Annotated in this window: 22 protein-coding genes, 1 pseudogene and 1 riboswitch; of the genes and pseudogenes, 19 read left to right on the top strand and 4 right to left on the bottom strand. The window is 53.2% G+C overall.

Translation table 11 applies throughout. The features are described 5' to 3' along the window. The first annotated feature begins 207 nt into the window (after nt 1–207). Together DXB92_RS03875 and DXB92_RS03870 are read left to right on the top strand one after the other, a co-directional pair. Nucleotides 208–780 carry a DUF3793 family protein gene (locus DXB92_RS03875; RefSeq protein ID WP_021681657.1) on the top strand — a complete coding sequence of 191 codons (573 nt, stop codon included), beginning with the start codon at nt 208–210 and terminating at the stop codon, nt 778–780. A gap of 75 nt (nt 781–855) precedes the next feature. Further along, entirely contained in the window at nt 856–1,266 is a 411-nt protein-coding gene (locus tag DXB92_RS03870; RefSeq protein WP_117732574.1) for a flavodoxin, read from the top strand. A 176-nt stretch (nt 1,267–1,442) separates the two neighbouring features. On the opposite strand, the gene DXB92_RS03865 is transcribed toward DXB92_RS03870, so the two are convergent. Further along, nucleotides 1,443–2,102, bottom strand: a complete 660-nt coding sequence (locus tag DXB92_RS03865; RefSeq protein WP_117732572.1) for a Crp/Fnr family transcriptional regulator — start codon at nt 2,100–2,102, stop codon at nt 1,443–1,445. Nucleotides 2,103–2,238: 136 nt separating this feature from the next. On the opposite strand from DXB92_RS03865, the gene DXB92_RS03860 reads away from it, so the two are divergent. Next, entirely contained in the window at nt 2,239–2,934 is a 696-nt protein-coding gene (locus DXB92_RS03860; protein ID WP_117732570.1) for a 4Fe-4S binding protein, read from the top strand. Between the two features lies 1 nt (nt 2,935). Continuing rightward, complete coding sequence (gene hcp / locus DXB92_RS03855) at nt 2,936–4,534, top strand: hydroxylamine reductase (RefSeq protein ID WP_117732568.1); 1,599 nt, start codon at nt 2,936–2,938, stop codon at nt 4,532–4,534. A 95-nt stretch (nt 4,535–4,629) separates the two neighbouring features. On the opposite strand, the gene DXB92_RS03850 is transcribed toward hcp, so the two are convergent. Then, nucleotides 4,630–7,644, bottom strand: a complete 3,015-nt coding sequence (locus DXB92_RS03850; protein WP_117732566.1) for an ABC transporter ATP-binding protein/permease — start codon at nt 7,642–7,644, stop codon at nt 4,630–4,632. Nucleotides 7,645–7,953: 309 nt separating this feature from the next. On the opposite strand from DXB92_RS03850, the gene DXB92_RS03840 reads away from it, so the two are divergent. Continuing rightward, entirely contained in the window at nt 7,954–8,511 is a 558-nt protein-coding gene (locus tag DXB92_RS03840; protein WP_330015255.1) for a Rid family hydrolase, read from the top strand. A gap of 260 nt (nt 8,512–8,771) precedes the next feature. On the opposite strand, the gene DXB92_RS03835 is transcribed toward DXB92_RS03840, so the two are convergent. Both DXB92_RS03835 and DXB92_RS03830 read right to left on the bottom strand, forming a co-directional pair. Further along, a complete protein-coding gene (locus DXB92_RS03835; RefSeq protein WP_117732562.1) occupies nt 8,772–11,306 on the bottom strand; it encodes a heavy metal translocating P-type ATPase in 2,535 nt (844 codons plus the stop codon). A gap of 14 nt (nt 11,307–11,320) precedes the next feature. Then, nucleotides 11,321–11,635 (bottom strand): metal-sensing transcriptional repressor, encoded by a 315-nt coding sequence (locus tag DXB92_RS03830; RefSeq protein WP_021681665.1) that lies wholly within the window; start codon nt 11,633–11,635, stop codon nt 11,321–11,323. 223 nt (nt 11,636–11,858) lie between these two features. Between DXB92_RS03830 and DXB92_RS03825 the strand changes: the two genes are divergently transcribed. The 14 genes and pseudogenes from DXB92_RS03825 to DXB92_RS03765 all read left to right on the top strand — a co-directional run bounded on the left by DXB92_RS03825 (nt 11,859) and on the right by DXB92_RS03765 (nt 24,645). After that, complete coding sequence (locus DXB92_RS03825) at nt 11,859–12,551, top strand: alpha/beta hydrolase-fold protein (RefSeq protein ID WP_117732560.1); 693 nt, start codon at nt 11,859–11,861, stop codon at nt 12,549–12,551. Continuing rightward, entirely contained in the window at nt 12,551–13,174 is a 624-nt protein-coding gene (locus DXB92_RS03820) for a hypothetical protein (RefSeq protein WP_117732558.1), read from the top strand. The genes DXB92_RS03825 and DXB92_RS03820 overlap by 1 nt, the downstream gene beginning before the upstream one ends. Nucleotides 13,175–13,282: 108 nt before the next feature. Then, nucleotides 13,283–13,450: riboswitch (cobalamin riboswitch) on the top strand. A 191-nt stretch (nt 13,451–13,641) separates the two neighbouring features. Then, nucleotides 13,642–14,226, top strand: coding sequence for a histidine phosphatase family protein (locus DXB92_RS03815; protein ID WP_117732556.1), 585 nt, complete (start codon nt 13,642–13,644; stop codon nt 14,224–14,226). Between the two features lie 21 nt (nt 14,227–14,247). Continuing rightward, nucleotides 14,248–15,471, top strand: a complete 1,224-nt coding sequence (gene hemA / locus DXB92_RS03810) for a glutamyl-tRNA reductase (RefSeq protein WP_181976886.1) — start codon at nt 14,248–14,250, stop codon at nt 15,469–15,471. Nucleotides 15,472–15,475: 4 nt separating this feature from the next. Further along, on the top strand, nt 15,476–16,351 hold the full coding sequence (gene hemC / locus DXB92_RS03805) for a hydroxymethylbilane synthase (protein ID WP_021681672.1): 876 nt from the start codon (nt 15,476–15,478) through the stop codon (nt 16,349–16,351). Between the two features lie 16 nt (nt 16,352–16,367). Then, nucleotides 16,368–17,351: a porphobilinogen synthase gene (hemB, locus tag DXB92_RS03800; protein ID WP_040647173.1), complete on the top strand. Its 984-nt coding sequence runs from the start codon at nt 16,368–16,370 to the stop codon at nt 17,349–17,351. Between the two features lie 8 nt (nt 17,352–17,359). Beyond that, entirely contained in the window at nt 17,360–18,655 is a 1,296-nt protein-coding gene (hemL, locus tag DXB92_RS03795) for a glutamate-1-semialdehyde 2,1-aminomutase (protein WP_117732807.1), read from the top strand. Between the two features lie 168 nt (nt 18,656–18,823). After that, nucleotides 18,824–19,504 (top strand): annotated as a pseudogene (locus DXB92_RS14090) (energy-coupling factor ABC transporter permease); the annotation flags it as partial. A 45-nt stretch (nt 19,505–19,549) separates the two neighbouring features. Continuing rightward, on the top strand, nt 19,550–19,858 hold the full coding sequence (locus DXB92_RS14085) for an energy-coupling factor ABC transporter substrate-binding protein (RefSeq protein WP_276712355.1): 309 nt from the start codon (nt 19,550–19,552) through the stop codon (nt 19,856–19,858). Nucleotides 19,859–19,874: 16 nt separating this feature from the next. Beyond that, entirely contained in the window at nt 19,875–20,708 is an 834-nt protein-coding gene (cbiQ, locus tag DXB92_RS03785) for a cobalt ECF transporter T component CbiQ (protein WP_117732552.1), read from the top strand. After that, entirely contained in the window at nt 20,693–21,535 is an 843-nt protein-coding gene (locus DXB92_RS03780) for an ATP-binding cassette domain-containing protein (protein ID WP_021681677.1), read from the top strand. Before cbiQ ends, DXB92_RS03780 begins: the two co-directional genes overlap by 16 nt. A gap of 12 nt (nt 21,536–21,547) precedes the next feature. Then, nucleotides 21,548–23,035, top strand: a complete 1,488-nt coding sequence (cobA, locus tag DXB92_RS03775) for a uroporphyrinogen-III C-methyltransferase (protein WP_117732550.1) — start codon at nt 21,548–21,550, stop codon at nt 23,033–23,035. A gap of 3 nt (nt 23,036–23,038) precedes the next feature. Further along, the gene (locus DXB92_RS03770) at nt 23,039–24,466 is read left to right on the top strand and encodes a sirohydrochlorin cobaltochelatase (RefSeq protein WP_117732548.1); all 1,428 of its coding nucleotides are present in this window, start codon (nt 23,039–23,041) and stop codon (nt 24,464–24,466) included. Continuing rightward, nucleotides 24,466–24,645, top strand: coding sequence for a DUF4250 domain-containing protein (locus DXB92_RS03765; protein ID WP_021681680.1), 180 nt, complete (start codon nt 24,466–24,468; stop codon nt 24,643–24,645). Before DXB92_RS03770 ends, DXB92_RS03765 begins: the two co-directional genes overlap by 1 nt. Nucleotides 24,646–24,688: the final 43 nt, after the last annotated feature.

The following is a 24,688-nucleotide window of genomic DNA, read 5'->3' as shown; positions in this document are numbered from 1 at the left end:
GTGCCCTGTGGCATGTTCCGTATTTTTTTTGCAAAAAACACTTGACAAACGGTTTGAGTTATGCTATACTAGCTATTGTTAGTGAAAACTAACTACACAGAGCAGGAAAAAGCTCTGTTTTTTCGGGAAAGTAGTTAGCTTTTTCTAACTCTTGTATATTTCCTGAAGTATACAAAACGTACAGCATTGCAAATCAGAGGTGAAACCATGTCCGAAAGAGAGTGCAGAACATTCGAAAAAAAGCTTGCCCATTTTACGGCACCGACACTGCTGGGCATCAAGTGTGCCAGTCTGGTGTCCTTGTCCCGAGAGGAATTTGACATTCCGGCGTATGCGGCAGCGTTTAATGCACAGGCAGTCCGCGGGGGATTGCAGATGCAGATTATGTGCCGCTGTCAGAAGCGGCAGCTGGTACTGCTGTATCGCCCGAAGCTGCTGCAAAAACGGCTGGAACAGCCGGAAATCCGGCGTTTTCTGCTGCGGTATGGTTACACCGCTGATATGGATCTGGCGGCATGTCTGATGCGGTTGCAGAACCGCATTGCGGAGAAGCCGGAATTTCCCCATGAGATCGGAATTTTTCTGGGGTACCCTTTGGAAGATGTGGACGGCTTTATCACGCATCAGGGGGAGAACTGCAAGCTGTGCGGTTGTTGGAAGGTGTACGGAAACGTGGAACAGGCACGCCGGACATTTGCCAGCTATGAGAAGTGCAGAGTATTTCTCTGTGCAAAGTTGAGTAAGGGCTGTAATATTTTGCAGGCTCTGAAAATATCATAAAGGTAATATTGCAAAAGCTTTGCAATGTCACCGGTTGCCGGCGAAAGTCAGCAGAATTTTTAGGAGGAAAAAAGCATGAAAGCAGCAGTAATTTATTGGAGTGGCACAGGCAATACCGAACAGATGGCACAGGCAATTGCAGATGCAGCAGGTGCAGAACTGTTCGCAGTATCTGACTTCAGCGGCAGCGTTGCAGACTATGACCGTATCGCATTTGGCTGTTCTGCAATGGGCGACGAGGTTCTGGAAGAAGACGAATTCGAACCGTTCTTCGCTTCGATCGAAGGCGACCTGTCCGGAAAGACCATCGCTCTGTTTGGCTCCTATGGCTGGGGCGACGGCGAATGGATGCGGAACTGGGAAGAACGTGCCAAGAATGACGGTGCAACACTGGTTGGCGGCGAAGGTTTGATCGTCAACGAAACTCCGGACGATGAAGCACTGGAAAAGTGTGCGGCTCTGGGTGCAGAACTGGTAAAGGAATAAAAGGAAACACTGCAATAAAGCCCGCCTGACGGCTTTGTACGCAATCTGACTACGCATCTTACGCACAAGCTTTATGCAGTGTTCCCTAAGCACCGAAATACAGACAATATCATCTCCTTTATATTTGCAAAAAAGCTGTGCAGGTTTTTGATAACCTGCACAGCTTTTTTATCTGGTCACAGCAGTCGGAACGTGCTCCGTTCGCTTTCCAACACGCCCTCTTTTCGCAGCTTGCTGATCTCTGCGGAAAGCCCGCTGCGGTCCACCTCCAGAAAATCCGCCAGTTCCTGCCGGTCAAACGGAATGGTAAACGTGCTGCACCGGTGCCGCTGGGCTTGCTGATTGAGATAGGTCAGCAGCTTTTCCCGTGTGGTACGTTTGGAGGTGATCTCCAGCTTCTGGTGAAACACCAGATTTTTGCGGGCAATGATTTGCAGCAGATGAAAAATCACCTGCTGATGAAATTCGCAGCCGTTGCCGCAGGCATGCAGAATGCGGCTGCCGTCGATCAGCATCACGTCGCAGGACGCAGATGCCACTGCCTGTATGGGAATCGATTCCACTTCTGCACAGACAAAGGATTCGCCGAAAATTTGTGCAGGCTCCACGTTTGCCATAATGCTCCGGTTGCCGGAGTAGTCGATACGCCACAGCTGCACCGCACCAGTCAGCACAATGCCAAATCGTTCTGCCTTTTCGCCTTCGTGTATCACAATTTGCCCTCTGTCATAGTGCTGTACCGTAACTTGCAGGCAGTGCAGCATGGCGGACAAGTCGCTTTCGGCAATGTGAGCAAACAGCGGACACTGCTTTAAAATTGGAAAAAATTTCTCCATGTGAACCTCCGCTTTGTTGAAATTTCAACATACAAGATGCTGTTATTATACTATAATGGATACAGAAAGTCAAGGCAACAGCATGGAAAAGCAAAATCGTACAAAGCTTTTGCGTATGATATGAGGAGGAATACACATGATAAGAAAAATCATTCACATTGACCGTGACAAATGCAACGGCTGTGGAGCCTGTGCCAGGGCGTGTCACGAGGGTGCGATCGACATCATTGACGGAAAGGCAGTGCTGGTGCGGGAACATTTCTGCGACGGTCTGGGCGACTGTCTGCCGGCATGTCCCACCGATGCGATCACTTTTGAGGAACGGGAAGCCCCTGCCTATGACGAAGCAGCTGTGCAGCATGCCCAGAAGCTGGCACAGAAAAAGCCCTTTTCCGGCTGTCCGGGAATGCGTGCCAAACAGTTTCAGCGAAGCACTGCTCCCGCAGCAGGAGCAGCCTGTCCCAGTCAGCTTTCCCAGTGGCCGGTGCAGATCAAGCTGGCAGGTGTCATGGCACCCTATTTTGATGATGCCGATCTGCTGATCGCGGCAGACTGTACCGCCTATGCCTACGGAAATTTTCACGAAAAATTTATCCGCGGGAGAATCACTCTGATCGGCTGTCCCAAGCTGGACGCGGTGGACTATGCGGAAAAGCTGACGGCGATTTTTGCGGCACATTCCATTCGCAGTGTCACTGTGGCACGAATGGAAGTGCCCTGCTGCGGCGGTATCGAACAGGCAGTGCAGCGTGCCATTGCGGCAAGCGGAAAAGCCATTTCTTGTCACGTAACGGTGATTGGAACAGACGGAACCATTCAGGAGGAGAGATAACATGGAACAGAAAATGTTTTGCTACCAGTGTGAACAGACTGTAGGCTGTACAGCATGTACCGGAGCCGCAGGCGTGTGCGGCAAAAAAGCCGGCACAGCGAAGCTACAGGACGAACTGACCGGTGCTCTGATCGGACTGGCGAGAGCCGTGGACGGCAATGAAGATCTTGTTACAGAAAAGACAGATACGTTGATGATCGAGAGCCTGTTTATGACTCTGACCAATGTCAATTTTGACGGCAGCCGGATTCAGGCACAAATCGACCGCGTGCATCGGGAACAGGGCAGAATGATTCCTCGGTGTGCCGTCTGTGCATCGCCCTGCGGCAGAAACGAAGATTACAACATGGAACAGCTGTGGCAGGCGGAAGAAAATATCCGTTCGCTGAAATCGCTGCTGCTGTTCGGACTGCGTGGCATGGCAGCCTATGCCTATCATGCTATGGTGCTGGGTTATACAGACAACACGGTAAATCAGTTCTTCTATGAAGCACTGATGCAGATCGGGCTGGATCTGACCATGGAGGAACTGCTGCCGGAAGTGCTGGAGCTGGGAGAAGTCAACCTTCGCTGTATGGCACTGCTGGATCGTGCCAACACGGAAACCTACGGCACACCGGAGCCGACCAAGGTATCCATGCAGATCGATGCCGGCCCGTTTATTGTAGTTACCGGACACGACCTGAAAGACCTCCAGCTGCTGCTGGAACAGACCAAGGACAAGGGCATTGCCGTCTACACACACGGGGAGATGCTGCCGGCACATGCGTACCCGAAGCTGAAAGCTTATCCGCATCTCAAGGGCAATTTCGGAACAGCATGGCAGAACCAGCAGAAAGAATTCGATGCCATTCCAGCACCGGTGCTGTTTACTACCAACTGCCTGATGCCGCCGAAGCCCAGCTATGCCGACCGTGTTTTTACCACAGAAGCAGTGGGCTTTCCGGAAATGGTACACATCGGCAAGGATAAGGACTTCACGCCAGTCATCGAAAAGGCACTGGAACTGGGCGGCTATGCAGCACCGCAGCAGCAGACCGGTATCAACGGCGGCACAGAACTGACGACCGGATTCGGACACGGTGCTGTACTGTCGGTGGCGGACAAGGTGGTGAACGCTGTCAAGGCAGGAAAGATTCGGCACTTCTTCTTGGTCGGCGGCTGTGACGGTGCCAAGGCGGGACGAAACTATTACACAGAATTCGTAAAGCAGACACCGCCGGACACTATTGTGCTGACACTGGCATGCGGCAAGTATCGGTTTCATGATCTGGATCTGGGCACCATTGACGGGCTGCCGCGAATCATGGACATGGGACAGTGTAATGATGCCTATAGTGCGATTCAGGTCGCAGTGGCACTGGCAGAGGCATTCGGCTGCGGTGTCAACGAACTGCCCCTGTCCTATGTGCTGTCGTGGTACGAACAGAAAGCAGTCTGCATTCTGCTGACACTGCTGCATCTGGGAATCCGGAATATCCGGCTTGGCCCGTCGCTGCCGGCATTCCTGTCACCGGACGTGCTGCAATATCTGGTAGACAGTTACGGTATCGCCCCGATCACCACACCGGAGCAGGACTTGGCGGAATTGCTACAGTAACTGAATTGCGATATAGAGAAAATCAAAAAGCCATACCCCAGAGAATAAACGCTCTGCGGTATGGCTTTTTACTTATGGTGTTATAACTTGTAGAATTATTCCGAACGCAGTGCCACAACAGGGTCTTTCTTTGCCGCACTCTTGGACGGGATAAATCCGGCAATCAATGTCAGCAGAACACTGATCGCAATCAGAATGATCGCTGCCGGAACGGGGAGAACCGCACTCAGATTCTGAATGCCGGTGAGGTGGTGTACCAGCAGGTTGATCGGAATGCAGAGCAGATATGTGACCACGATGCCCAGCAAACCAGAGGCAAATCCAATGATAATGGTTTCTGCATTGAACATGCTGGAAACATCTCGCTTTGATGCACCGATCGCACGGAGAATACCGATTTCCTTGGTGCGTTCCTGTACAGAGATCAACGTGATAACGCCGATCATAATGGAGGAAACGATCAGCGAAATGGCAACAAATGCGATCAGCACATAGGTAATGGTGTTGATGATCTTCGTCACAGAGGACATCATCAGCCCCACATAGTCGGTATACTGGATCTGTGCCATTTCGTCCTTGCCCTCGTTGTAGTCTGCAATGGCATCTTCGATCACGTCCTTGTCCTCAAAGGTTGCTGCATAGAGATTGATCGATGCAGGGTCGTCCAGATCAATATCCCCCAGTGCTTTCAGGTTGTCCTCATAGGTGGAATCGGAGAACTGCATCATTTCGTCATAGTAATTCGCACACTGTTCCGTGGTCAGGGTGGGGAGCAGCTGGTTCAAAGCTCCTACCAGTTCTGCCGGCTGCATGGCAGCCATTTGCTGCTGTACCTGCTGGGCATACTGTGCCTTGACTTGCTGCTGCATCATCTGGGTGAATGTGTCGGTGATTTCGTCGTCACTCATGGATTCCAGATAGGACTGCACATCGCTTTCGCTCATGCTCATCTGCTGTGTCATGCCCTGCAGCATTGCCGCTTCCATATCGCTGCGGCTCATGCCCTGCATTGCCTGCTGTACGGAATCGTTCAGCTGTTCCTCGGTGGGAATGCTCATTATCTGTACATATGCCTGTGCTTTTCCGCCGTCGTCCAGTTCGTTCAGATATTCCAGAAAGGCAGTCTGCTTGTCCGCATCAGAGGTGCTGCCGGAGGTATCCTTGAACGGCAGACCGGTGAAAATATCGGTGTTCTTGCTGTCCTTCTGAGCAGTGATCGCATCGGATTCCTTGCTGTGTTCAATGATATACTTGGTCAGGTCGCTGGTATAGGCAATGGAGCCGGACAACATCGGAGCAGTGGTATCTTCATTGGGGCGGATAATGCCAGTCACTTTCAGTTTCAGACCGTTGTCGTAGAGGTACTGCAAGCCGGCTTCGGTGTCCCGCAGGTCGGTGTACAGCCCTGTGCTTTCGTCATAGCGGTAGCAGTCGGAATTCAGGATCGTGCGGAAGTCCATGCTGCAAATGTCGGCATAGGACCAGCTTTTGTTGTCCTTTTGCAGTTCCTTGCCGTTCACTGCCGCTTCCATGATGCTGTCCACATCTTCTTTCGGTTCCAGACCGAGGGCGTATAATGTCATGTCGTCCAGTTCGTTGTTTTCGTCCAGCACCAGTACGATCTCGTCGTAGCTGTTCGGCCATGAGCCGTAGACCACATCGTACTGCTTTTTCAGCAGGTCGTTGATGGGCTTGCCGTTGTCGCCGGGGAGAAGTTCCTGCCACAGATTCATGGACGAACCGCCCATACCCATGGACATCATCGAGGTAGCGTCTTCGCCGAACATGGAAGTGCTGGCATTGGTCATTGCCTGCATATCAATGCCCATGTGTTCCAGTACCATTTCCTGCATCAGTTCTTCGGTGTCGGAGTGGATAATGGTGCCGTCCACATTTTTGGTGTAGATCAGCATGTCCAGATCGTAGGAATACTGTACGCCGTTGACTGCCCTGTGCAGGTCGCTTTCGCTGTCTTTCCGTTTCGATTCAATATAGGACTTGAAGCTTTTCAGGTCGTTTTCGGAAGTTTCCATGTTGTTCAGAGCGTCCATCATATCGTAGATCGCCGACTTCTTGTACACCGCATCATTGCTGTGGGTGCTGTCCGAGGTGGCATAGCCCATAAAGGTTTCCATCAGGGCACTCAGGTCGGTGTTGGTTTTCTGAATCGTCAGGGGATAAGAGGACAGGGTTTCTTCCTGAATGGTGTTGATATAGGTGTTGAAGCCCTGCGAAATAGAGAGCACCAGTGCAATGCCAATGATGCCGATGCTTCCTGCGAAAGAAGTCAGCATGGTTCTGCCCTTTTTGGTAAACAGGTTTTTCAGGGACAGGGAGAATGAAGTGCCGAAAGACATAGAGGGCTTTTTCAGCTTTTTGCCGTTTTCGTTTTCCGCCTTGTCTGCCTGTAATTCCCGCTGGTATTCTTCCTCCGTCAGCGGTCTGGAGTCGTCAGTCAGACTGCCGTCCAGGACACGAATGATGCGGGAGGAATACTGCTCTGCCAGTTCCGGATTGTGTGTGACCATGACGATCAGGCGATCCTTGGAGATCTCCTTGAGGATCTCCATGACCTGAATGCTGGTTTCTGTATCCAGAGCACCGGTAGGCTCGTCCGCCAGAATGATGTCCGGATTGTTGACCAGTGCCCGTGCGATTGCCACACGCTGCATCTGTCCGCCGGACATCTCACTGGGCTTTTTGGAAAGCTGGTTGCCCAGCCCCACATCTTCCAACGCTTTTTTGGCATGCTTCCGGCGTTCTGCCTTGGACACACCGGACAGCGTCAGAGCCAGTTCCACGTTTTGCAGCACAGTCTGGTGGGGGATTAGGTTATAACTCTGGAACACGAAGCCGATCGAGTGATTTCGATAGGTGTCCCAGTCGCGGTCTTTGAAATCCTTGGTGGAGCGTCCGTTGATAATGAGGTCGCCCTCGGTGTACTGATCCAGCCCGCCGATAATGTTCAGCATGGTAGTCTTGCCGCAGCCGGACGGTCCCAGAATGGAAACGAATTCGTTCCGTCGGAATCGTAGGTCAATGCCTTTCAGAGCATGGACGGTGTTTTCTCCGGCGAGATAGTCTTTTTTGATGCCTTTTAATTCCAGCATAAAGGTGCTTTTTCCTCCTTTGGTTGCAGGGAAAGTTCCCTTGAGGCAATACCGCACAAAGATTGTGCGACAGATGCGTCGTCAAATTTTTCGTCAGATGAAACAAAAAGCGGAGTGAATACTTGATGTATTCACGAGCATTTTTGTGAAATATGACGGGAAATTTGCAAGCAGATGGCGTGCAAAGTCGCCAGACGCTCTTTGTGCGGTATTGCCTTGAAGCAACTCCGTGCAAGCTTTGCACGGTGCTGCCTTTAAAAAATTTCGGTTGATGTCTAGATTGTAACATATTACTGGAAAAATGTCAATATGCTGTCAGCTGTCATTTCTTTTTCCGCATCTGCCGCAAAGTCCGAATTGTTCAATTATTTCGGAAAAAACCGTGGTACAATAGAAGCATCAAAGGAACTGGTGAAACCGCAAAACGGCGTGTTTCGGAAAGTTTCCGGCAAGGAGGAAATTGCAATGGATTTTGAGAGAGTGAACATCAAGGGCGGCTCCGCTTATGAGGACGTGGCAGGCTATTCCCGTATCGTGAAAGCTGGTCCGTTCGTGTACGTTTCAGGTACCACATCGGTGACACCGGAGGGCACGGTTTACGGTGAGGGCGATCCCTACGAACAGGCAAAGTACATCTTTAACAAGCTGGTCGGTCTGCTGGAAGAAAACGGCGTTTCCCGCGAAGAAGTTGTGAAGGTGAACATCTTTGCCACCAAGTCTTCCTACAACAACGAGATCACCCGTGCTTATTCCGAGTACTTCAAGGAAAGCAGACCCTGCTGCACATGGATCGGTATCAAGGAACTGAACCGTCCCACACAGCTGGTGGAAATCGAAATGCAGGCAATCGTAGGGGCTAAGGCGTAAAAGCACGATAAGTTCTTACGACAGGTTTTATGAGATTTTCGTTGATTCCATAGAATGCAGAAAGACACCGCCGAACTTCTCCGTCCGGCGGTGTCTTTTTTGTCTGCGTTAGTATACTTTATAATTCAAGAAAAAATTTCACCAGAATCCCTCCACCAGCTTCGCTGGTCCCCCTCCCTTTTCAAGGGAGGCTAATCTAAAGTTTTAGAAAAATTTCAAAAATTATAGTTTTAGCCGTTACATTGTACTAGGAACTTACGTTATTTCAACACTTTATACCCTTGTTCCGTCACAGCTTTTTTCAGGGCAGCCAGATCTGCCGGTGCATTCAGAGATACCACAGCAGTTCCCTCGGTGTGGCTGACAACGGCTTCGTCCACTTCCGGAAATGCCTCCAGACACTTTTTCACCGTTGCTTCACAGTGACTGCACATCATACCCTTGATGTGCAGTGTGACCTGCATGCCGGAGTTTTTTCCCGTTGCCCCAGTCTGCTGTTCCAGCTGAATGGCTGCCACAGCGTGTTTCAGCTTTTTGTCCCTGTCGGAACGGTTCAGCTGGAACAGGTTCAGCCGCAGGGCGTTGGTGACAACGCAGAAGCTGGACAGGCTCATGGCAGCGGCTCCGAACATGGGGTTCAGCTTCCAGCCCAACAGCGGGATCCAGACACCGGCTGCCAGCGGAATGCCGATCACATTATAGATAAATGCCCAGAACAGGTTTTCGTGAATGTTCCGCAGTGCCGCACGGCTCAGACGAATGGCAGCAGGCACGTCTGTCAGCCGACTTTTCATCAGTACAACATCTGCTGCATCAATGGCAACATCGGTACCGGCACCAATGGCAATGCCGATGTCTGCACGTGTCAGTGCCGGTGCATCGTTGATGCCGTCGCCGACCATTGCCACTTTGCCCAGTGCGGACAGCTTTCGAATGACGGCTTCCTTGCCGTCCGGCAGTACGCCGGCAATGACATGATCGACACCAGCCTGTTTTCCGATCGCCCTGGCGGTCTGTTCATTGTCGCCGGTGAGCATGACCACCTGAATGCCCATGCTTTGTAGCTGGCGAATCGCCTCTGGACTTTCCTCTTTCAGCACGTCTGCCACGGCGATGATTCCCAGAAGCTGGTTATCGCGGGCAAAGAACAGCGGTGTTTTTCCGGCTTTCGCCAGCATTTCCGCCTGCTGCTGTACTTTCTCCGGAATGGTCGTCGCCTGGGCGATACAGCCGGCATTGCCGCCGTAGAGCACTTGCCCGTTCCACTTTGCTGTCAAACCGTTTCCCACCAGAGCCTGAAATTCAGTGACCGGCGAAGCGGGAATCTGGTGTTCTTCGCTATATTGTAAGATCGCTTTTGCAAGCGGGTGTTCGCTTTTCTGCTCCAATGCAGTTGCGGCGGAGAGCAGTTCCTGTTCGGTGACATCTGCCGCAGGGAGAATATCTGTAACGCGGGGTTCGCCGCAGGTGATCGTACCGGTCTTGTCCAGTGCTACGATCTGAACCTTGCCGGCTTCCTCCAGAGAAACCGCGGTTTTGAACAGGATTCCGTGCTTGGCTCCGACACCGTTTCCCACCATAATGGCAACTGGTGTAGCAAGTCCCAGTGCACAGGGGCAACTGATGACCAGCACGGAAATGCCCCGTGCCAGAGCATATCCCACGGTTTGTCCCACCAGCAGCCATACCACAATTGTGACAACAGCAATGGCAATGACAGCCGGTACAAACACACCGGAAACCTTGTCTGCGATCTTGGCAATGGGAGCCTTGGTGGCAGCGGCATCGCTGACCATGCGAATGATCTGGGAAAGCGTAGTATCTTCTCCCACACGTGTGGCTTCACACCGGAGAAAACCGGACTGGTTGATCGTGGCAGCTGAAACATTGTCGCCGACTGCCTTGTCCACCGGAATGCTCTCACCGGTGAGGGCAGATTCGTTGACGGCACTGGTACCCTCGACAATGACACCGTCCACCGGAATGCTCTCGCCGGGGCGGACAACAAACTGTTCGCCGCGGTGCACCTGCTCCACCGGAACCGTGACTTCCTCACCATTCCGGATCAGCACGGCGGTTTTCGGGGAGAGGTTCATCAGCCCTTTCAGAGCATTGGTCGTTTTGCCCTTGGAGTGTGCCTCCAGCATTTTTCCCACGGTAATCAGTGTCAAAATCATAGCGGCGGATTCAAAGTAGAATTCGTGCATATAACTCATCACTGCGTCCATGTCGCCCTTGACCTGGGCATCTGTCATGGCAAACAGGGCGTAGGTACTGTATACGAATGCCGCACCGGAACCCAGTGCCACCAGTGTGTCCATATTCGGGGCACGGTGGAGCAGGCTCTGGAATCCGCTGACGAAGAATTTCCGGTTGATGACCATGATGATAATGGTAAGCAGCATCTGTACCAGACCCATTGCCACATGGTTGCCGTTGAAGAACGGGGGCAAGGGGAATCCCCACATCATATGTCCCATAGAGATATACATGAGCACTGCCAGAAATCCCACAGAGGCGATCAGCCGCCGTTTCAGCACCGGTGTTTCGCGGTCGGCGAGGGCATCACTGTCCGGAGCCGCTGCTTCGTCAGAGCCGCCCTTGCGGGAAGCACCGTAACCGGCTTTCTGGACGGCATCGATAATTGCTTCCGGAGAAGCTGTGCCCTCGACTCCCATGGAGTTGGTCAGCAGGCTGACAGAGCAGCTGGTGACACCGTCCACCTTGGAAACCGCTTTTTCCACACGGGCACTGCACGCGGCACAGCTCATGCCCGTAACATTGTATTGTTCCATTGATTGAAAACCTCCTACTTCATCAATTTTTGCAGGGTGATCACCAATTCGTCGATGACTTCGTCCTTGCCGGCACGAATATCATCTGCCACACAGGTGCGGATATGGTTGGCAAGTAGTTCCTTATTGAAGGCGTTCAGGGCAGCGTTGGCGGCGGCGACCTGTACCAGAATATCCGGACAATAGGCGTTTTTCTCCACCATGCCCCGAATGCCCCGAATCTGCCCTTCGATGCGGTTCAGGCGGTGGATCAGTTTGGTGTATTCCTCCTGCGAGCGTTCCTTTGTCTTGTGACAACAGGGACATCCCTGTTTTTCTGTATGTTCCATAGCGGATAGGCTCCTTTCTGTATTTGCGGTGTATCGGGGATATACCCCCTACCAGTATTATATACCCCTAAGGGGTATTTGTCAAGGCGGGGAAGGTGCAAAAGTTTTGTTGCAAATTTGTTTCCTATATTATTGCCCTGAATATCATACAGATAGCTGAAATAGCATTGCAACTTTTGCAAAGATATGCTATAATAGAAAAAATGGAACAGGAGGAGTTCATATGACGTGGGAAACCATTGAAATTGCCGGAAAAATCTGCCGGATCGCCGCCGCAGATTCGCCTGTCTGTGTGCTGATCCAGCCCACAGGGGAACATGAGCAGGCACATCTGACAGAGGAAGCCGGACAGATCTTACAGCATGCCTCATGTGAGGCGTTGTTTGTGTCGTTTCCGATCGCAGACTGGGATCAGGAACTTTCTCCGTGGCATGCAAGACAGGCATTCGGAGAAGAATCGTTTGGCAGCGGTGCCGGTGCAACCTTGCAGTGGATTCTGGAAAAGCTGCTGCCGGCACTGCGATCTCAGCTGCATCTGCCGGAAAATATACCGTATATTTTGGGCGGTTACTCTCTGGCGGGATTGTTCAGCTTGTGGGCAGCGTACCAGACCGATGCTTTTGCGGCAGTGGCAGCTTGTTCCCCCTCAGTTTGGATGGACGGCTGGGCAGAATATGCTGCATTGTATCGTCCTAAGACACCGCACATCTACCTTAGTCTTGGAACCAAAGAACACAAAACCAGAAACCCGCTGCTGCGAACGGTAAAAGAACGCATAACAGAACAGGAAGAACTGCTCCGGCAGGGCGGCGTGGATACAGTGCTGGAATGGAATACCGGCAATCATTTTCAGGAAAACGCAGCACGCACAGCGAAAGGCTTTCTGTGGTGCATAAAACAAGTGGAGGAATGCTGATGTTGGAAGCTTTTGAGATCTACCAGCCGCCGCAGGCAGACCGCAACAAGATTGCCGGAAAAATGCTGGGGCATGTTTTGATCGTCTTTGCCGCCCTGGCGGTCGTCATGGTCAAGCTGTTTCTCTGCATCGGGGCAGATTCTGCACGGAACCGTGATGCAGTCCGCAAGGTGACTTCTCCGGAAACGGAACAATGGGCACTCATCGTGCTTCTGGTATTTGTTGCGGCAGTGATCTATCTGAGTGTGGCAGGATTCCTGCTTTCCCGAAAAGTTCGCAGACAGTTTACAGCCTGGGTGTACAATGGGGAAAAACTGTACGTGGTGACGGCAAAGGTACCATCTGCCGGAAGGTACAGTTCTCCCCGTAGAGTTTCCAGCGTGTTTCAGATACAGGAACGGGCATTGGAGATACTGCACGACCCGCGAATGCTGGTCAGTCTGATAGAGGGTACCGTTTCCGAACCGCTGTTTCACGTCACGCCGGTGACAGAGGTGCGGCGAATCCGGCAGCGGGAGCAGGAAGTGATCGTGTGTTTTGACCGTTATCGGGAAAAGATTTCCAAAAAAACAACAAATTTCGAAGCACTGATGATGCATTTGCGAGCATTAGGAGCAGAGTAAAGGCAGTCCTGTATGATATGCGTACAGGACTGCTTTTTTTGCAAAAAGACTTGCCAATCTGCGAAAAATGTGGTATAGTAGTACGTGGGCATTTGAAAAGCCCTTTTTATCGAACAATTGGCAGCAGATGTCAGGGAAGCAGGTGAGAATCCTGCACAGTTCCGCTACCGTGTCGGGGAGCACCATACACATGCCACTGGAATGTTCTGTTCCGGGAAGGCGTATGGTCCGCGGAGAGCCGAAGTCGGGATACCGGTCTGCTGCTTTGGAATAGATCCCATCTACGAGAATAGAGGAAATTGTTGGTGCATGTGTATTCTGTGCTTTGCATAACTGCAAAGGCTCTGCTTTTTGCACCCATACGAAGGAAATATGATCGGTATTTCCCAAGACAATCACACAAGGCTTGTGTGTTGTATCCCGTGTTCTTCTGGAAACACGGGCTTTTTTGACATTGGAGGAAACTTATGCAGCTGCTCTTGATTCGGCACAGCATCACAGCCGGCAATCTGGAACACCGCTATATCGGCTGCCGCACAGACGAACCGCTTTGCGAAGCGGGAATCGCTCTGGCACAGCAGAAATCGGTGGAATTTCGCCGGTCGTTTCCGGCACCGGAACTGGTGCTGGTCAGCCCGATGCAGCGTTGCCGGCAGACGGCAGAGATCCTGTTTCCCCATATGCCGCAGAAAATCGTATGGGGACTACAGGAGTGCGATTTCGGAGCGTTCGAAGGAAAAAATTATCAGGAGTTGTCCGGTGACACGTCCTATCAGGCGTGGATCGACAGCGGCGGTACGCTGGCATTTCCGGAGGGCGAATCCAGAGAGGGATTTGTGCGGCGATGCTGTGCGGCGTTGGAAACGGCACTGCAAAGCCGGCAGGAATCTCATATCGCAGCAGTAGTACACGGAGGCACAATTATGGCGGTGCTTTCTGCATTGGAACAACAGCAGAAAGCGTATTTTTCATGGCAGGTAAAACCTTGTACGCCGGTTTTTTGCAGGGTGGTGACTTTATCCCCCCTGCGGCTTGCTGCATCAGGGAGTTGAAACAACGAGATGTGCATTTATATGGCAGGAGTGGACGTGCATTCCGCAGACGTTTCCGCTAGGGAACAGTTTGCATTTTCGGAAGAACAGGTCAGGCAGATTCTGACAGAACTGGTGCAGAAAGACGGCATCAGCGGAGCAGTATTGCTTGCAACCTGCAATCGGACGGAACTGTATCTCTCCGTACAGGAACGCCGGTCTTCCGCAGAAGACGATGCTGTCAGCCAGCCGGCAATGGACATCTCTCCGGCAGAGCTCCTGCGGCAGTATGCCCATGCACCGGAAAAGCCTTTTACAGGGCGGGTTTTGACGGAAATCGATGCGGTACAGCATATCATGGAAGTCGCCTGCGGTCTGCATTCGCAGATCCTGCATGAAGAACAGATCGTCACACAAGTGGGACATGCGGTGGAACTGGCACGTGCCTGTCGCAGTACAGACGGCGTGCTGGACACCCTGTTCCGAACGGCAGTTTCTGCCGGAAAAGAGGCACAGACACAAGTGTCCGTGCAGAATGTACCGCTTTCGGTTTCTTATAGTGCGGTACAGCAGCTGGAACAGCATGCCGGAACACTGGACGGGAAAACCTGTCTGGTGATCGGCAACGGCAGCATGGGACGGCTGGCAGCTTCTCTGCTGGTGCAGCACGGCTGTCGTGTGTTTATGACACTGCGTTCCTATCATCACGGGGAAACGGTGATCCCGTTCGGTGTGCAGCCGGTTCCTTACGAACAGCGTTTCCTGCAAATGGAAGCGGCAGAGATCGTCATCAGTGCCACCAGAAGTCCGCATCACACCATTACCAAAAAGCAGCTGGAAGCACTCTCGCGAAAGCCGGTCTGGATTCTGGATCTGGCAATGCCACGGGACGTGGAAGCAGACTGCGGCACAGTGGAAGGTGTTACGCTCTGGAATCTGGACGACCTGCACAGCAGCACGGCTCCGGACGAAACGGCGTTGGCGGCTCTGCGGCAAATCGCGGAACAGTATACCGACACCTTTCAGATGTGGCGGAATTATCGGGACGCGGTGCCCTATATGCAGCAGCTGAAAGAGCTGACAACACAGCGAATCCTGCACAGTACGGCAGCAGAACCTTATGCAGAACTGCCTCAGCTGGAGGAGATCGTGCGGCTGGTGACGGAACGAACGGTGGATATGCTCATGGGCAGCATGAAATCGGAAATTACACCGGAACTGGTGCGGCAAAGCTGTGCGAAAATCAAAGACAGAGGAAGATTTTGAACCCATGGGAAGAAAAATTCGTATCGGCAGCCGTGCCAGCCGGCTTGCCGTGGTACAGAGCGAACTGGTCATGGCAGAGATCCGGAAGATCCTGCCGGAAGCAGACTTGGAACTGGTGACCATGAAAACCACTGGGGACAAGATCCTGCACAAGACGCTGGACAAGATCGGCGGAAAAGGGCTGTTTTTGAAAGAACTGGACGCGGCACTTCTCGCCGGACAGGTGGACATCTGCGTGCACAGCCTGAAAGATGTGCCGGTGACAGAGAATCCGGCACTGCCCATTGGGGCATACTCTGTGCGGGAACTGCCGGCAGATGTGCTGGTGTTCCCGAAGGAAACTTCACACTGGAATCCGGCACTGCCGGTAGGGTGTGCCAGTGCCCGAAGAAAGATGCAGTTTCAACAGCTGTATCCGGAAGCAGTGATACAGCCGGTGCGTGGCAATGTGCTGACACGGCTGGAAAAACTGGACAGCGGTGAGTATGGTGCACTGATTCTGGCGGAGGCAGGGCTGAAACGGTTGGGGCTGTCTGACCGGATCGCCTACCGCTTTTCACCGGAGGAACTGGTGCCGGCGGCAGGGCAGGGGATTCTGGCGATACAGACTCGTGCCGGCGAATATGCCGACCTGCTTGCCCGGCTGAATTCCCCCGACGGGGCACTTTGTGCGAAAACAGAACGGCAGCTGGCATCGCTGCTGGGCGGGGACTGCTCGGCACCGGTGGGCTGTCATGCACAGCTGCATGGAACGGACATGACCCTTTATGGGTTTTCCGGTATCGGCGGGGTGCCGCGGTACGGCAGCGTGCAGGGAAACCGAAATGATGCGGACTTGCTGGTACAGCAGCTGGCATCAAAACTGACCATTACGGAATAAGTAAGAAGGTATCAATATGAATCTGACCAATCGGCCGCGTCGCCTGCGAAACGGTGCTCTGCTTCGCAGCATGGTGCGGGAAACCCGTATTTCTGCGGATACACTGATCTATCCCATGTTCGTGCAGGAGGGGGAGCATATTCGGGAAGAGATTCCCTCCATGCCCGGACAGTATCGCTGGAGTCTGGACTGCGTAGATGAACTCTTGCAGCAGATCGTGGATTCCGGTGTGAAAAGCGTGCTGCTTTTCGGGATCCCTGCTCAAAAAGATGAGATCGGCAGCAGTGCATGGCAGCCGGACGGCATTGTCCAGCAGGCGGTGCGGCATATCAAGAGCCGGTTCCCGCAGCTGTATGTCATTACTGATGTCTGCATGTGTGAGTATACGTCGCACGGACACTGCGGCATTCTCTGCGGGCATGACGTGGACAACGACAAGACACTGGAAGTGCTGGCAAAAACAGCACTGTCCCATGTGCAGGCAGGTGCGGATATGGTTGCCCCCTCGGATATGATGGACGGCAGAGTGGGACGTATCCGGCAGGTGCTGGACGAAAACGGCTTTGTCAACACGCCGATCATGGCGTACTCCGTAAAGTATGCTTCGGCGTTCTACGGTCCGTTTCGGGACGCAGCCGGTTCTGCACCGGCGTTCGGCGACCGGAAAAGCTATCAGATGGATCCCCACAATGCCAGAGAAGCTTTGCTGGAAGCGGAATTGGACGTGCAGGAAGGTGCGGACATTCTCATGGTAAAGCCGGGTATGGCGTATCTGGACGTGCTGAAATCGCTGAAAGAACAATTCCGCCAGCCGGTGGCACTGTACAGCGTCAGCGGCGAATATGCCATGATTCAGGCAGCGGCTGCGGCAGGCTATATTGATCGGGAAGCTGTCATTTGCGAATCGGCGGTCTGCATGTACCGTGCCGGTGCAGATCTTTTGATCACATACTTTGCAATGGAACTGGCGAAGTACATTCGCGAGGGGAGGATCGGATAATGGAACAGATGCACATTGCTCATTCCGAGGCGTTGTACGACCGTGCCAAGGAACTGATGCCCGGCGGTGTCAATTCGCCGGTGCGGGCGTTTCAGTCTGTGGGCGGTACGCCGCGGTTTATTCAGCGTGCCAAAGACCAGTACCTCTACGATGAGGACGGCAACGTCTATATCGATTATATCGGCTCCTGGGGACCGATGATTCTGGGACACAATCCGGACATCGTGCTGGAAGCTGTCCGGAATCAGCTGGAAAACGGCTTGAGTTACGGTGCTGCCACAGCACTGGAAGTGGAAATGGCAGAACTGATTCACCAGATCGTTCCCTGTGTGGAAATGATGCGTATGGTAAACTCCGGCACAGAGGCAGTAATGAGTGCTGTCCGTGCCGCAAGAGGATTTACCGGACGGGACAAGATCGTCAAGTTTGAGGGCTGCTATCACGGGCATGCAGATGCCATGCTGGTGAAAGCCGGCTCTGGCGTGATGACTGCCGGCATTCCGGATTCCAGCGGTGTGCCGAAAGGCTGTACCGCGGATACTCTGTCCGCAGTCTATAATGATCTGGACAGCGTGGAACAGCTGTTTCAGCAGTATCCGGAGGAAATCGCCTGCGTGATCGTGGAACCGGTGGCTGCCAATATGGGCGTTGTGGTTCCGGAAAAGGGATTCCTGCAGGGAATCCGTCAGATCTGTGACCAGTACGGTGCTCTGCTGATTCTGGACGAAGTCATTACCGGATTTCGTCTGCAGCTGGACGGTGCTGTCGGACACTTTGGTGTCAAACCGGATCTGGTGACCTATGGCAAGATCATCGGCGGCGGCATGCCGGTCGGTGCATACGGCGGCAGACGGGAGATCATGCAGCTGGTGGCTCCGCTGGGCTCTGTCTATCAGGCGGGTACGCTCAGCGGCAATCCGGTGGCAATGCGTGCCGGTCTGACACAGCTGCGGTATTTGCAGGCACATCCGGAAGTTTATCATCAGGTAGGCTTCCTGTCCCACCGGCTTCGCAGCGGTCTGGAAGACATTATTCGCCGGCACCACGGCAACTGCATCGTCAACGGTATCGGTTCGCTGTCCTGCCTGTATTTCACACCGGAACCGGTGCGGAACTATACTGATGCCAAAAAGGCGGATACCGCAAGATTTCGGGAATATTTTCATTTCATGCTGGATGAGGGCAACTATTTCGGTCCCAGCCAGTTTGAAGCAATTTTTGTATCGAACGCACACACGCTGCGTGAGATAGATAAAACGCTGGGTGATGCAGATGCATTTTTCTCTGCACACAGCGGAAACTGAGAATCTCTTTCTGTTCTCAGCCGGGAGCCAACGGAGAGGGGTTCCGAGAGGAGAGGTTTTCATATGAACAAACACAATGGCTCTGTTTTGCAGAACCGCAGCACCAGAGGCATGACGGGATGTCGTGTGCTGGTGTCTGCTCTGGCAGTTTGTCTGCTGCTGTCCGATATGGCAGCAAGCGGCAAATTCGGTGCATCTGCGATGCACATCATGGAGGGCTATCTGCCCGCTGGCTGGTGTATTGCATGGGGTGCACTTTGCATTCCGTTTCTGGTGGCTGGTGCAGTCAGCCTGAAGCGGAAAATCGCGTATCAGGGAAAAGTGAAGCTGCTGATCGCACTTTGTGCAGCCTTCGTCTTTATCATTTCTTCCCTGAAGATCCCGTCGGTTACCGGAAGCTGTTCTCATGCGACCGGTACCGGACTGGGTGCGATTCTGTTCGGACCGTCGATCATGTCCGTGCTGGGCATCATCGTGCTGCTGTTTCAGGCGATCCTGCTGGCACACGGCGGTCTGACCACACTGGGTGCCAACACATTTTCCATGGCGATTTTCGGGCCGTTCGTTTCCTACGGACTGTTCCAGCTGCTGAAAAAGTGCAAGGCACCGATGGGACTGGCAGTATTTCTGTCGGCAACGATCGGAGATATGGCAACTTACTGCCTGACTTCGGTACAGCTTGCAGCTGCTTATCCCGGAGATAACTTCTGGGCATCGTTCGGCAAGTTCATTGCCGTTTTTGCACCGACTCAAGTCCCCATTGCCATTGCAGAAGGCATTCTGACTGTCATTGTCTATAATGTCATTCAGAAGAACTGCGTCAAGGAGTTGAAGGAACTGTCCGGCATTACAGTTTCCAACCCCAACCGCGGCAAATTGTGGGCAAGAAATCTGGTGCTGGCACTGGGTGTTGTTTTACTGGTCACCATTCCGCTGATGCTGCTGGGCAACAGTGAATTCGGCGGTTCTGATGATGCCGGTTCTACTGTAGTAGAAGAAATCAACGGCGGCTACACCCCGTGGTTTGAGTCCTTCTGGGAACCGCCTTCGGGAGAGGTCGAATCTCTGCTGTTCTGTGTACAGTCGGCGATCGGTGCAGGCATCTGCGGCTTTGTGCTGGGACGCATCAGCCGGAAACCGAAAACATCTGCATCAGAGGACGATGCTGCATTGACAGACCAGAAGCAAACTTCTGCTTCCTGACCGCAGGAGGCAACAGATGAAACGACATACACATTCCCATAGTCACGGAGAACGAATCCTCATTGATGAGATCGCCTATGCATCTGCATTGCGGCGTGTTTCTCCGTTCTGGAAAATTTTTGTGTCCCTGTATAGTCTGCTTCTGTGCCTGATCTCACATACATGGGCGGTGAGCGTGCTGATCTTATGCTGCATGCTGACCGCGATGACTGCCATCGGGAAAACCCGGTGGCATCATGTTATCCACTTAATGCAGATCCCGCTGGCTTTTGTTGTGCTGGGGTGCATCATGATCCTGCTGCAGATCTCACATCATGGCGAGTCCATGCTGGTATCGCTGCATCTGGGAAGCTGGTACTTCGGCATCACCGGAGAGAGTCTGCATCAGTTCGGACAGGTGTTTTTACAGTGTCTGGCGGCAGTCAGCTGTCTGTATTTTCTCTCTGCCACTACGCCGATGACAGAACTGTTTACGGCACTACGCCGTCTGCATCTGCCGGCGTTTCTGGTGGAGATGATGGAACTGGTCTATCGGTATATCTTTGTGCTGATGGAGTCGGCTTCGCAGATTCGGAACGCACAGGAATGCCGCCTGGGGTATGGCTCGTTAAAGACCAGCTTTTACTCCATGGGACAGCTGATCTCCAATCTGTTCCTGCGGGCATACCGGCAGGCAGACCGTACCTATACGGCAATGGAGTCCAGAGGGTACACCGATGAAGTGCGGACACTGGGATTGACATATGAAACAACAGGCTGGCAGAAAGGGCTCGCCGTCGGATACAGTGTGCTCCTGACCGGAGCCGTGCTCTTTTGCAGAATAGGAGGCAGTGTATGGGGATTATTTTAGAGGCAAGTCATCTTACCTATGGCTATGACGAAAGCAGTCACGCCATTGAGGATTTGTCCATTGCATTTGAAGAAGGCAAGACTACCGCGATTCTGGGAGCAAACGGTGCCGGAAAGTCTACGCTGTTTCTGCATCTCAACGGCATTTTGCAGCCGGAGCAGGGAGAGGTTCGCTTTCGCGGGCAGCCGATTTCTTACAAAAAAGCAGGCTTGCGGCAACTGCGTTCCAAGGTGGGTATCGTCTTTCAGAATCCGGACGACCAGCTGTTTTCGGCTTCGGTATATCAGGACATTTCTTTCGGAGCAGTCAACATGGGCTTGCCCGCGGAGGAGGTGCACCGCCGTGTGGAAACGGTCATGGAACAGGTGGGGATCACATACCTGAAAGACCGTCCCACTCACGCCCTGAGCTTCGGACAGAAAAAGCGGGTGGCATTTGCCGGCATTATGGTCATGCAGCCGGAAGTCATTATTCTGGACGAGCCCACGGCAGGACTGGACCCTGTGGGCATCAGTGAACTGATGCACCTGCTCCAAGATGTCTGCCGGCAGCAGCACACCACCATTATTTTATCTACCCATGATATTGATGTGGTACCCATTTACGCCGATGTGATCGACGTTATGGACAAGGGACACATGGTGGCACATGGTACGCCGGCGGAAATTTTCGCCCAGCCGGAACTGCTGCGGGAGCATCATCTGCGTCTGCCGCGAATTTCGCATTTGCTGGAAATTTTGCATAAGGAGGATCACTGGGACGTAGATGCTTCGATTTCTACCATTTCCGGTGCAAGAAAAGAATTGCTGCGGCATGCGGCGGAGTGAGGAGGAATACCCATGAAAACAGGAACGGTATTTCTGGTGGGAGCAGGTCCGGGAGATCCGGCACTGCTGACAGAACAGGGAAAGGCTTGTCTGGAACAGGCGGACGTGGTGGTCTATGATGCACTGGCGTGTTCGTCGGTGCTGAATCTGACACGACCGGACTGCAAACTGATCTTCGCGGGAAAGACGGCGGGAAATCACCACAAAAAGCAGAGTGAAACCAATCAACTGCTGGCAGAACTGGCACAGCAGGGAAAACGGGTGGTACGGCTCAAGGGCGGTGACCCCTTTGTCTTTGGACGCGGGGGAGAAGAAGCACAGGTGCTGCAATCGCTGGGAATCCCTTTTCAGATTGTATCCGGCGTTTCCTCCTGCTATAGTGTGCCGGCTTATGCCGGAATCCCTGTGACACATCGGGAATACGCTCCTGCATTTCATGTTATCACGGGACACCGCAAAACGGAACAGCATACCGAACTGGACTATGCCACGCTGGCAAAACTGGACGGCACTCTGGTGTTCCTGATGAGCCTGAGCAACCTGCCGGCAATTGCCACTTCGCTGATACAGCAGGGGAAATCTCCGGATACACCGGCGGCAGTGATCCAGCAGGGAACAACTGCACGGCAGCGTGTGGTGACGGCTCCGCTTTCTGAGATCGCGGCAGAAGTACAGCGGCAGGGAATCCACACGCCGGCAATGACTGTGATCGGTGACGTGGTTTCTCTGCGGCAACAGCTGTCGTGGTTTGGAATGGGCGAACTGTCCGGCAAAAAGGTACTGCTGACCGGTACACCGGCGTATACCCGCAAGGCGGCAGAACAGCTTTGTTCCTGTGGAGCAGAGCCGGTGGAAGTCAGCCTGATCTACCCGAAGGCTTCTTCGCCGGACGTGCTGAAGGCGTTGCCCTGGCAGTCGTATACGTGGGCAGTGCTCACCAGTGCCAACGGCGTGGAACAACTGTTTGCATCGCTGAAGCAATCCCATGTAGACCTCCGGCGGCTGCTGCATCTGCATTTTGCTGCCATTGGAAACGGCACGGCACAGGCACTGGCGGAATACGGCATTTTCGTGGACTGTGTGCCGGAGCACTTCGACAGCCGCAGTCTGGCAGAGGCACTGATCCCGCAGCTGACCATGCAAGACCGTGTGCTTTTGCTGCGAGCGGAAAACGGCTCTGTCATTCTGCCGCAGCTGCTGGAACAGGCGGGGAAAGCCGTCGATACAGTGCCGCTGTATCGGGTGCAGACCGACCTGCGGAAACGGGAACTGCTGTTGCAGGAACTGGCAGATACGGACTATGTTTTCCTTGCCAGTGCCTCCGCTGCACGTGCCTTTGCAGAAATGACGGCGGGAACGAAAACTGCGGCGAAGCTGATCTCTATCGGAAATGCTACCACAAAGGCAGCGGAAACGGCAGGACTTTCTGTGGCGGAAACTGCGGTACAGTCGGATATAGCCGGCATGATCGCATGCATTCGGAAAGAAAACGAGGTGTAGAATATGTATCCTATCGCATTGCATTTACAGGGGAAAAAGTGCATCGTGTTCGGTGCGGGAAAAGTGGCACAGCGGCGTGTCTGGGGCTTGCTGGAATCTGGTGCGGAAGTCACCGTGGCAGCACCGGAGCCTATGCCGGCGTGCTGGAAAAACGCAAAGCTGACTTATTTGCAGCAGCCCTATGCACCGGAACTGCTGGGGGAAAACCTGCTGGTGTTTGCCGCAACTGATGACAGTGCAGAAAATGCCCGCATTGTACGGGAAGCTCAGGCTGCCGGAAAGCTGGCATCGTCGGTAACTGTATCGCCGGACTGCACGCCGGACTTTGCTGTTCCGGCACATCGGAAACACGGCGACATTACCATGGCAGTGACAACCGAGGGTGATGCTCCGTCACTGGCGGGGGCGATCTGTCGGGAACTGGAACCGAAGCTGGCAGAGTACAGCGAACTTTGCACCTGTCTGGGAATCCTGCGGCGGGCATGGAAAGAAACCATGCCGGACGAAATTCGCCGCATGCAGCTGCTGCGAATTCTGACGGAGCCGAAAGCGTTGGAGCTGTTTCGGGAAAAGGGAAAAGGGGCATATCTGGCATATGCTTCCAGCCTGACAGAAGAACAGCTGCCAGCGTGCCGGAACGCACTGCTCATGGTCAGCTTTGGCACCAGCTATGCGGACACCAGAGAGCAGACCATTGGTGCAGTGGAATCTGCTGTAAAGCAGGCGTTTCCGGAAATGGACGTTTTTCGGGCATTTACCAGCGGCATGATCATTCGGAAGATGCGGCGGCAGGGCACTGCGGTAGATACGGTGCGGGAGGCACTGGAGAAGCTGAAACAGAAAGGGTATACCCATGTGTATATTCAGCCGACTCATGTCATTCCCGGCGAGGAGTACGACCGCCTTTGTGCAGATGCGGCATCGTATGCAGGAGCCTTTGCGGTGTTCCGCATCGGCAGACCGCTGCTGACAGAAACGGAAGACTATCCGGCACTGATTCAGGCAATGGAGCAGGACGGCGTAATAGAAAAGGCATCGACCAAGGCATATCTGTTAATGGGACACGGCACGCCGCACATCATCAATCAGGCGTATCCGGCATTTGACTACTGGCTGAAACGGTGCGGGTTCGACAATGTTTTTGTGGGAACGGTAGAGGGCTATCCCACGCTGGATACCATTTTGGAACAGTTGAAAGAACGGCAGTATCAGGAAGTGGTGCTGGTGCCCATGATGCTGGTGGCAGGCGACCACGCCCAGAACGATATGGCAGGGGACGAAGAAGATTCGTGGAAGTCTGTATTGACCAGACACGGCTATACTGTCACACTGCAAATGCAGGGGCTGGGAGCATATCCGGCGGTGCAGGCACTCTATGTGGCACATGTACAGCATATGCTGGAATTGTCACCAGAGGGAGGTGAACGGTAATGCCGAACATTCCTAACGATCCGATCATGCTGATGAGTTATCTGAATACCCAGCTGCGGGACAACTATGCCTCTCTGGAGGAACTGTGCAAGTCTATGTGTCTGGAACAGGCAGAGATCACCGCAAAGCTGGAAGCAGTTGGCTTCGTATACAAGCCGGAACGCAATCAGTTTGTATAAGAGAGCCTGTACTCGAAAATCCGTGCGTAAACAGAAAATATTG

Origin of the sequence: Ruminococcus sp. OM06-36AC, from assembly GCF_003438725.1 — a bacterium.
GTDB classification, from domain to species: domain Bacteria; phylum Bacillota; class Clostridia; order Oscillospirales; family Ruminococcaceae; genus Ruminococcus_C; species Ruminococcus_C callidus.
Note: the sequence above shows the minus strand (reverse complement) of the source record. Positions and strands in the feature narration are given on the sequence as shown.